Genomic DNA, 7021 nt, shown 5'->3' on the forward strand with positions numbered 1-7021 from the left:
GAATGATCTACCGAGATTGTCATTTATCATTATCTTCAAGTCTGGGATAAAAATGTGTATACTTTGTTGTAAATGAAAGACGGAGAATTAAGATGTCAGGATCACAAGGATCCTGACCTACTTCAACTTCAACTAGACGGCACAGAAAAGACAAACATGAGATGGTTTCGGTTCCACCACTCCCTTAAGAACTGTGGAAAACGCGGCCCAGGACAAGAAATGACCCAATATAGATGTCGTAAATTGAAGATTTTGACATATATTCAATTAACTCGACTTTCTGGAAAAGACACGAGCCGATAAAAAACGGATTAGGCAAACGGTAATCGTGGAGACGGATTTGAAAGACAGCTCTCGATCTACACTCGCCGTGTTTACTTACAGACTCATCGCGTTGCTTCTGCTGACTGCACCAGCCAGCGCATCAGACCAGGCTTCCTCTGCTATTGACACGCTCTGGCCGGATCTGGTCGTTCGCGCATCGGATTTGTATATCAATGATATTGTCGGAACCGTTGTGCCGGGGCATGTCCACCTCCGGATTTCCAACGGAACAGCCAATCGCGGCGCCGGACCGCTCTATCTCTACGGCACCCAGCCGACCGACGGAAACACACAGCAAGCGGTAAGTCAGCGTGCCTTTCTCTCCGATGGAAGCTACGCAGACAGACTGGCCGGATCATTTATCTACCATGACACTCATGGACACATTCATTTCACCGGCTGGTCGCAATTCAGAATTCGCAAGGTTTTGCCCGGCGATAGTGTCGGCGAAATTCTCAGGAGCGGCAACAAAACGACCTTTTGTATTCTTGACGAAGACATATATGATGCCTCTCTCCCGGCTTTCGACCCTGATGGTTTTTTCTTCTCCTGCGGACTTGAACAGGGAGGTGTAGTTGTCCAAGGCTTGTCATTTGGCTGGATTGACGTCTATGATAAAGCTCTGCCGGATCAGAGCATCGATATCACCGGGATCCCGCCGGGCGAATATTGGCGCGAATCGTTGATCACTTATTTATCTCCGAGCAGCCCAATGCGGCTTGCAGGTAGATGCCAAGCGGATTTGCGTCTCTTTCGAGACCCCGAATGGATTACCCATGATTACCCTCTCGGGTTGTGGCCTGAAGTGAGAAGCTCCGTTAGGACATCCCCTCATTCTCAAAATCCGCTTGCCCCGAACCCCATTCATTCTTAACATACAGCGAAACCTTTCCGGGCGAAGCGCTGTTCATGCTGAAGCTTAGATACAGTATCGCACAGCTTGGCGCAAAGCAGAGAGAAGAGGATTGCTCGAGTGGAAAAATCGTACGCAGAGCTAATAAGCGCGGTCGGTGAAGATCTCAACCGTGAGGGCCTGAAAAGAACGCCTGAACGCGCCGCGCGCGCCATGCGGTATCTCACACGCGGCTATGAATTAAATCTCGACGAAATCGTCAATGGCGCACTCTTTGAAGCTGATAGCGATGAAATGATTTTAGTCAAAGATATCGAACTCTATTCAATGTGTGAGCACCACCTTCTCCCTTTTATAGGGAAAGCCCATGTCGCCTATATGCCCAATGGGAAGATAATCGGTCTGTCCAAAATTGCCCGCATTGTCGATATGTTTGCCCGAAGATTCCAAGTGCAGGAGCGCCTGACCAAACAGATAGCCGAAAGCCTCAACACAGTGACTGGCGCGGCCGGTGTCGCGGTTGTTATCGAGGCCAAGCACTTATGTATGATGATGCGAGGAGTGGAAAAACAGAATTCCGTCATGAAAACATCGTGCGTGCTCGGGACATTCCGCGACAACGAAGCGACCCGAAAAGAGTTTTTGAGCCTTATTCAGTAATCCGTTCGCATACGTATCATATAAGAGGGACAAGCCGAAACGATGTACGCCACTCTCAGCAAACGCTTCGAGCTCTCTCTCTCTCGCCAGCTGTATCAGGCTGAATGGACACAGCAAAAAAATAGTGAACACTACGGCTCGCACGAAGGCTCACTCTACGGCACCGGGCTCAATCCTATTGCTTACTTTATTTTTCATGGGCCGGTCGATCCAAAAACGGGAATGATGATAAATATCTCTGAGGTCAAGAAGAAGATTAACGAAATTCTCGACACCCGGTATGATCACAAATTCCTGAACAAGGATACTCAGCCGTTTACCCGTGTTCAGCCGACAGCCGAACATCTTGCCATTCAGTTGCTTTTCGATGTAATCCCACTTTTTGCAGATTCAGAAGCAAAACCGGTCGCTTGCCATCTTTCCGAGACACCCGACAGCGAAGTCACGGCCTATATTGACGGCCGGATTGAGCGTCATTTCTGGATTGATTTCTCCGCGGCGCGAAGGACATTTTCGCCAAATCTCAGCGACAAAGAAAATCAAGATCTGTTTGGCATTGCATCGGCTCCGTCAGGCCACGGACATAACTATCGCCTTCGTATTACACTTTCAGGTGGAATTGATGCCGAAAGCGGCCAAATTGTTTCACATGAAACAATCGATCGGGTCATGACGGAACTGCGCTCAGATCTCGATCATAAAAATCTCAATGTCGACCTGCCCGATCTTTCTGGAATGCCTATCACAACCGAAGTCATTGCCCGATATCTTCATGCACGGCTATCGTCTGAGCTGCCTCTTGACCGAGTTCGTCTCTACGAAATGGAGAGTTTCTTCGCCGAGTATACCAACCGGGGCGAAATGAAGCTGGGGCTTAGAACAAATTTTCATGCGGCCCACAGGCTTCAGAGCAAACATTTATCAGAATCTGAAAACGCCCTGATGTTTGGAAAATGTAATAACCCCAACGGGCACGGGCATCACTATCAGGTTGAGACAACAATTGCCGGCACTCTTGACGAACGAAGCGGAACACTTTTCAATTTTCTCGCATTCAAATGCAATCTTGGACAGGCACTTGCGGGGTATGCCTATAAGCATCTTGACCTTGAATCCGAAGATTTTATTGACCGACCAAGTACTGGCGAAAATATCATTGAAAGCCTGTGGAAAAGGTGCGAGACTTCGCTCGGCAACCAGTTGGAGCGGCTTCGTTTGTGGGAAACTCCCAATAACAGATTTACCTTGAGACGACACAATTGCATGCCGAAACCGGCTTCAAAATAGGGATAAACCGATGGAACGTCTATTGATAACAGGAGCAAGCGGAGGTATTGGTCGGGCCATCGCGCTCAAACTGGCAAGTAAGAGCAGACATCTTTTGCTCCATGGAAGAAACGCGGACAAGCTTGCGGAAACCGGAAAACTTGCTGCTAAGGCTGGCGCGACCTCGGAAGTGTTGCTTTATGATCTGCGGAATATCACTCAGATTGAAGCAATGATTGCACAAATTTCGGGCAAGCCGCTCAATCTTCTGGTAAACAATGCCGGAATGGCAGTGGTGAAACCGATAGAAAAAATCACATTTCAAGAATGGCAGGATGCAATGACTGTCAATGTCACCGCGCCGTTCATGATCACACAGCGGCTTTCGTCAGACATGCCAGCGGGGGCGAGCATTGTAAATATCCTTTCAATCGCATCAAAAACTGGATTTCCCAATTGGAGCAGTTACTGTGCGACAAAATTTGCGCTCGAAGGATTTTCTCAGAGTGTACGCGAGGAATTTCGCGGGCGTGGAATCCGTGTTATCAATATCTATCCCTCGGCGATAGACACGGCTATATGGGATGGACTCGAGGGAAACTGGCCCCGCGAAAAAATGATGAATCCGAAAGAGGTAGCTGACGCTGTAGCCTATACGCTCTCGAGGCCGGATTCGGTGCTTGTGGAGGGGATATCGATTGGAAATACGAGCGGCCGGCTGTAATGCAAGTATGGGAGCCTTGTCCCAATCTTTGTAGTTGACAGCGCCTCTGCAGTCTTTTTCTTTACAGAAGTGTGTAAGTATCGATTCGCTATAATTTAAATAGATAGGAGAAAAAAGTGAGCAAACGAATCTACCGCGGAGTTGTCGCGCTCGGATTGGGTTTCTACGTTTGTTTTGGCGGATTGGGTTCCGCATACGCCTGCGAGACCTGCGAAAAAGGGAAAGTCTACTACGATGCCAATCCCATTAAACTCATATCAGGTCTGGGGGATATTTCATTTCCTGTCAGCACCGACAACAAAGAGGCGCAGTGTTTTTTTGATCAGGGTATGTCCTTTATTTTTGGTTTCCATCATGACGAAGCTATCCGGTCGTTCCGTCGTGCATTGGAACTTGATCCGAACCTCGCGATGGCTCACTGGGGAATAGCATATGCCTCGGGTCCAAATTACAATATCCCGATTGATTCGGCGCGAAGTGTGCAGGCGCATACGGAAATTCAAAAAGCTCTGAAGCTCACCGACAAAACATCGGCCATGGAAAGGGCTCTGATTACGGCTATGGTTGTTCGCTACCCTAGCGGTCCTAAGGCTGATTTGAAAAAAGCAGACATGGACTACAGAAATGAAATGACCACAGTCGCCCGAACGTATCCCGATGACCCGCATGTTGCAACGATGTATGCCGAGAGCATCATGCTTTTAAATCCATGGCGTTTATACACCCTCGACAATGAGCCAATTGAAGGTACGCCTGAAGCGGTAGCCGCTCTCGAGGGGGCACTCGAGAAATATCCAAACCATATAGGCTTGAATCATTACTATATACATGCTATCGAAGCCTCAAAAACTCCAGAAAAGGGAATGAAAGCCGCGAAAGCGCTTGAAACGCTTGCGCCGGGCGCAGGACATCTGGTACATATGCCGGCTCATATCTACATGCGTATCGGCGACTATGAATCAGCCTCCCGTCAGAATGCGATTGCAGTGAAAACAGACAGTATTTACCTGAAAGAGCCTTCGGTTTATCCTATGATGTATTACACCCACAACGCGCAGTTTTATGCTGTTGGACGGGCGTTACAGGGACAATACAGCGATGCCAAAGGGTATGCCGACGAAGTCTATAAACATGTCCTGCCCATCGCCAAAGAGATGGCCATGATCGAATCGTTTGCGGCCACCCCGTTGCTTATTCAAATCCGCGGATACAAATGGAATGATATTCTCGCGGTCCCAAAACCGGACAGCATTCTGCTCTCAACCACTGCCATGTGGCATTTCGCGCGAGCGATGGCCCATGCCAGCAAAGGAAATATTGAGGGGGCGAAAGGGGAGCAGATGGCTTTCGAAAAACTTATCGCAACCATTCCTGCTGATAGAACATTTAGTGTAAATAACGCCCATTCGGTCTACGAAGTCGCCCGCCATCTTATGGATGGAAAAATTGCTTCAGCAGACAAGAAGTATGACAGATCTATCGCGGCCTATCAGAGAGCGGTGTCGGCTCAGGACACGCTGTATTACGACGAACCGGAGAGCTTCTATATTACCTCACGTGAATCGCTCGGAGGAGCGCTGCTCGCCGCTGAGAAATATGAACAAGCAGCCGCGGTCTTTCAATTGGATCTAAAAAAACATCCCAATAATGCCCGTTCATTATTTGGTTTGCATCATGCCCTTTCAAAAATGGGACGAGATGAAGACTCACAAAAAGCCTTGGCTGCTTATGAATCGCAGTGGAGCAACGCCGATATGGAATTGAAACTCGCCGATCTGTAAGAATTGATTGTTCAGAGAGTAGGCGGCCAAAGCGAACTATGCTTTGGCCGTTTTTTTGCCATACACAATTTATTGTTTTGAAAGCTGGGGCAGTGTGTCAGTGGGATGTGAGAATGGAAAGCTCTGGCTTTGCAACAAATCGGCAATCATATCTGCGGCTTGCTCTTTGAGATTTGCCTTTTTGCTTGCGCGAATAATTGCGCCTGACCAGACATGGTTTTTGTAATCCGGCTTCTCAGCCCAAACATCGACCCAAATATAGAGGGCGGTGCGTCTATCGCCGCTGTTCGACTCGCTGGAATACCCCCGAGGACTTGCGACTCGGGATTTTACCAGTGTCCCGCTCAACTGCCAGAAGTAAGTCTGAAAGATGAGATCGGGAGAATTTTCGCCTTCGTAAATAACATGGATGCTGTCGGCCAAATCTTTGTCGGTTTTCAGCGGTATATAAAAGTCGTGGAAAATGCTGTCTTTGGCCTTATCAGTCAGACTTTTTGCGTCTTCGTTTGTGTATTCGTCAGTCTCATTCTCTTGAGAAAGCACCTGCGCTGTCGAATCCGGGTTGGCGGCAACCACAGGCTTTTTCCTTTTGAAAATGTAGCTCGTTTGGTAACCCCGTGAATTAAACTCAGATTGGAAATAGCCGAACATCTGTTTTTCCTGAAGCTGTGTCAGTTCGGCCGGGCCTCCCCGCTCCCAGAAAATCTGCTCCTTTTTGACGTTTGTGAGTACACCGCCGAAGAGGTCTTTTTGCTGCTGTTGCGTAAGGATGGTTCGTTCGTGGACACGGCTTTTATGCCAATAAATAGAGATGAACCCGATAGACTTCTGATCGTTGAACTTGAACATGGGGTCTTTGACGCTTTCATAGAGCGCCTTCATGCGCGATGAGAAGCAGCCCGCAGTCAACATTATGAGTGCGCCGAGAGCGGCATACTTATAGAGTCTGGACATGATGGAGCGCGCTTCCTTTCATGTGAGCAAGAAAGATTGCCAGAACGGGAAAGTACAGTTTTAACTTAGGCGATTGTAGACAACCGAAAATCACAGACAAACGGTCCGCTGATTGCAGAGTGGAGTGCAAGACTCAAAGCCAATCACCCATTCCTATCGTTGCGAGGAGCGACACGGCAATCTCATATTCTCTTCTCTCTGGTGCAGGCAGAGATTTTCTAATCCGCCAATGGAGGACGGCGTGTACGAAGAATTAAGAAGTGCAGTCAGCTTTCTATTTTGTCATTCCAGTGAAAACTGGAATCCATCTTCTCCGATATTCGCAGGTCATCCGCTACGGTTTTCCATGGCGAACGATCATGACGTCTTACCTCACTGACACGCCGCCGTCGGAGCCAGCGAAATAAAGAGATGATCGATGAGCGCAGTGAGATCAGAAATATCGACAGGTGCAGTACC

The 7021-nt window shown here is 48.4% G+C and carries 7 protein-coding genes; 5 read left to right on the plus strand and 2 right to left on the minus strand.

Annotation, left to right across the window (positions count from 1 at the left end; translation table 11 throughout):
- Nucleotides 1–340: 340 nt before the first annotated feature.
- The 5 genes from SGI97_00170 (at nucleotide 341) to SGI97_00190 (ending at nucleotide 5608) form a co-directional block, all read left to right on the plus strand.
- On the plus strand, nucleotides 341–1198 hold the full coding sequence (locus tag SGI97_00170; GenBank protein ID MDZ4722317.1) for a lysyl oxidase family protein: 858 nt from the start codon (nucleotides 341–343) through the stop codon (nucleotides 1196–1198).
- Nucleotides 1199–1297: 99 nt separating this feature from the next.
- Entirely contained in the window at nucleotides 1298–1837 is a 540-nt protein-coding gene (folE, locus tag SGI97_00175; protein ID MDZ4722318.1) for a GTP cyclohydrolase I FolE, read from the plus strand.
- 42 nt (nucleotides 1838–1879) lie between these two features.
- Nucleotides 1880–3124, plus strand: a complete 1245-nt coding sequence (locus SGI97_00180) for a 6-carboxytetrahydropterin synthase (GenBank protein ID MDZ4722319.1) — start codon at nucleotides 1880–1882, stop codon at nucleotides 3122–3124.
- A 10-nt stretch (nucleotides 3125–3134) separates the two neighbouring features.
- Nucleotides 3135–3827 carry an SDR family NAD(P)-dependent oxidoreductase gene (locus SGI97_00185; protein ID MDZ4722320.1) on the plus strand — a complete coding sequence of 231 codons (693 nt, stop codon included), beginning with the start codon at nucleotides 3135–3137 and terminating at the stop codon, nucleotides 3825–3827.
- 116 nt (nucleotides 3828–3943) lie between these two features.
- The gene (locus tag SGI97_00190; protein MDZ4722321.1) at nucleotides 3944–5608 is read left to right on the plus strand and encodes a hypothetical protein; all 1665 of its coding nucleotides are present in this window, start codon (nucleotides 3944–3946) and stop codon (nucleotides 5606–5608) included.
- Nucleotides 5609–5677: 69 nt separating this feature from the next.
- Here SGI97_00190 and SGI97_00195 read toward each other — a convergent pair whose 3' ends face one another.
- Both SGI97_00195 and SGI97_00200 read right to left on the minus strand, forming a co-directional pair.
- Nucleotides 5678–6562 (minus strand): hypothetical protein, encoded by an 885-nt coding sequence (locus SGI97_00195; protein ID MDZ4722322.1) that lies wholly within the window; start codon nucleotides 6560–6562, stop codon nucleotides 5678–5680.
- A gap of 266 nt (nucleotides 6563–6828) precedes the next feature.
- The coding region (locus tag SGI97_00200; GenBank protein MDZ4722323.1) for a hypothetical protein at nucleotides 6829–7021 on the minus strand (193 nt) is incomplete at its 5' end.

The organism is Candidatus Zixiibacteriota bacterium, assembly GCA_034439475.1.
In the GTDB taxonomy this organism is placed as follows: domain Bacteria; phylum Zixibacteria; class MSB-5A5; order GN15; family FEB-12; genus JAWXAN01.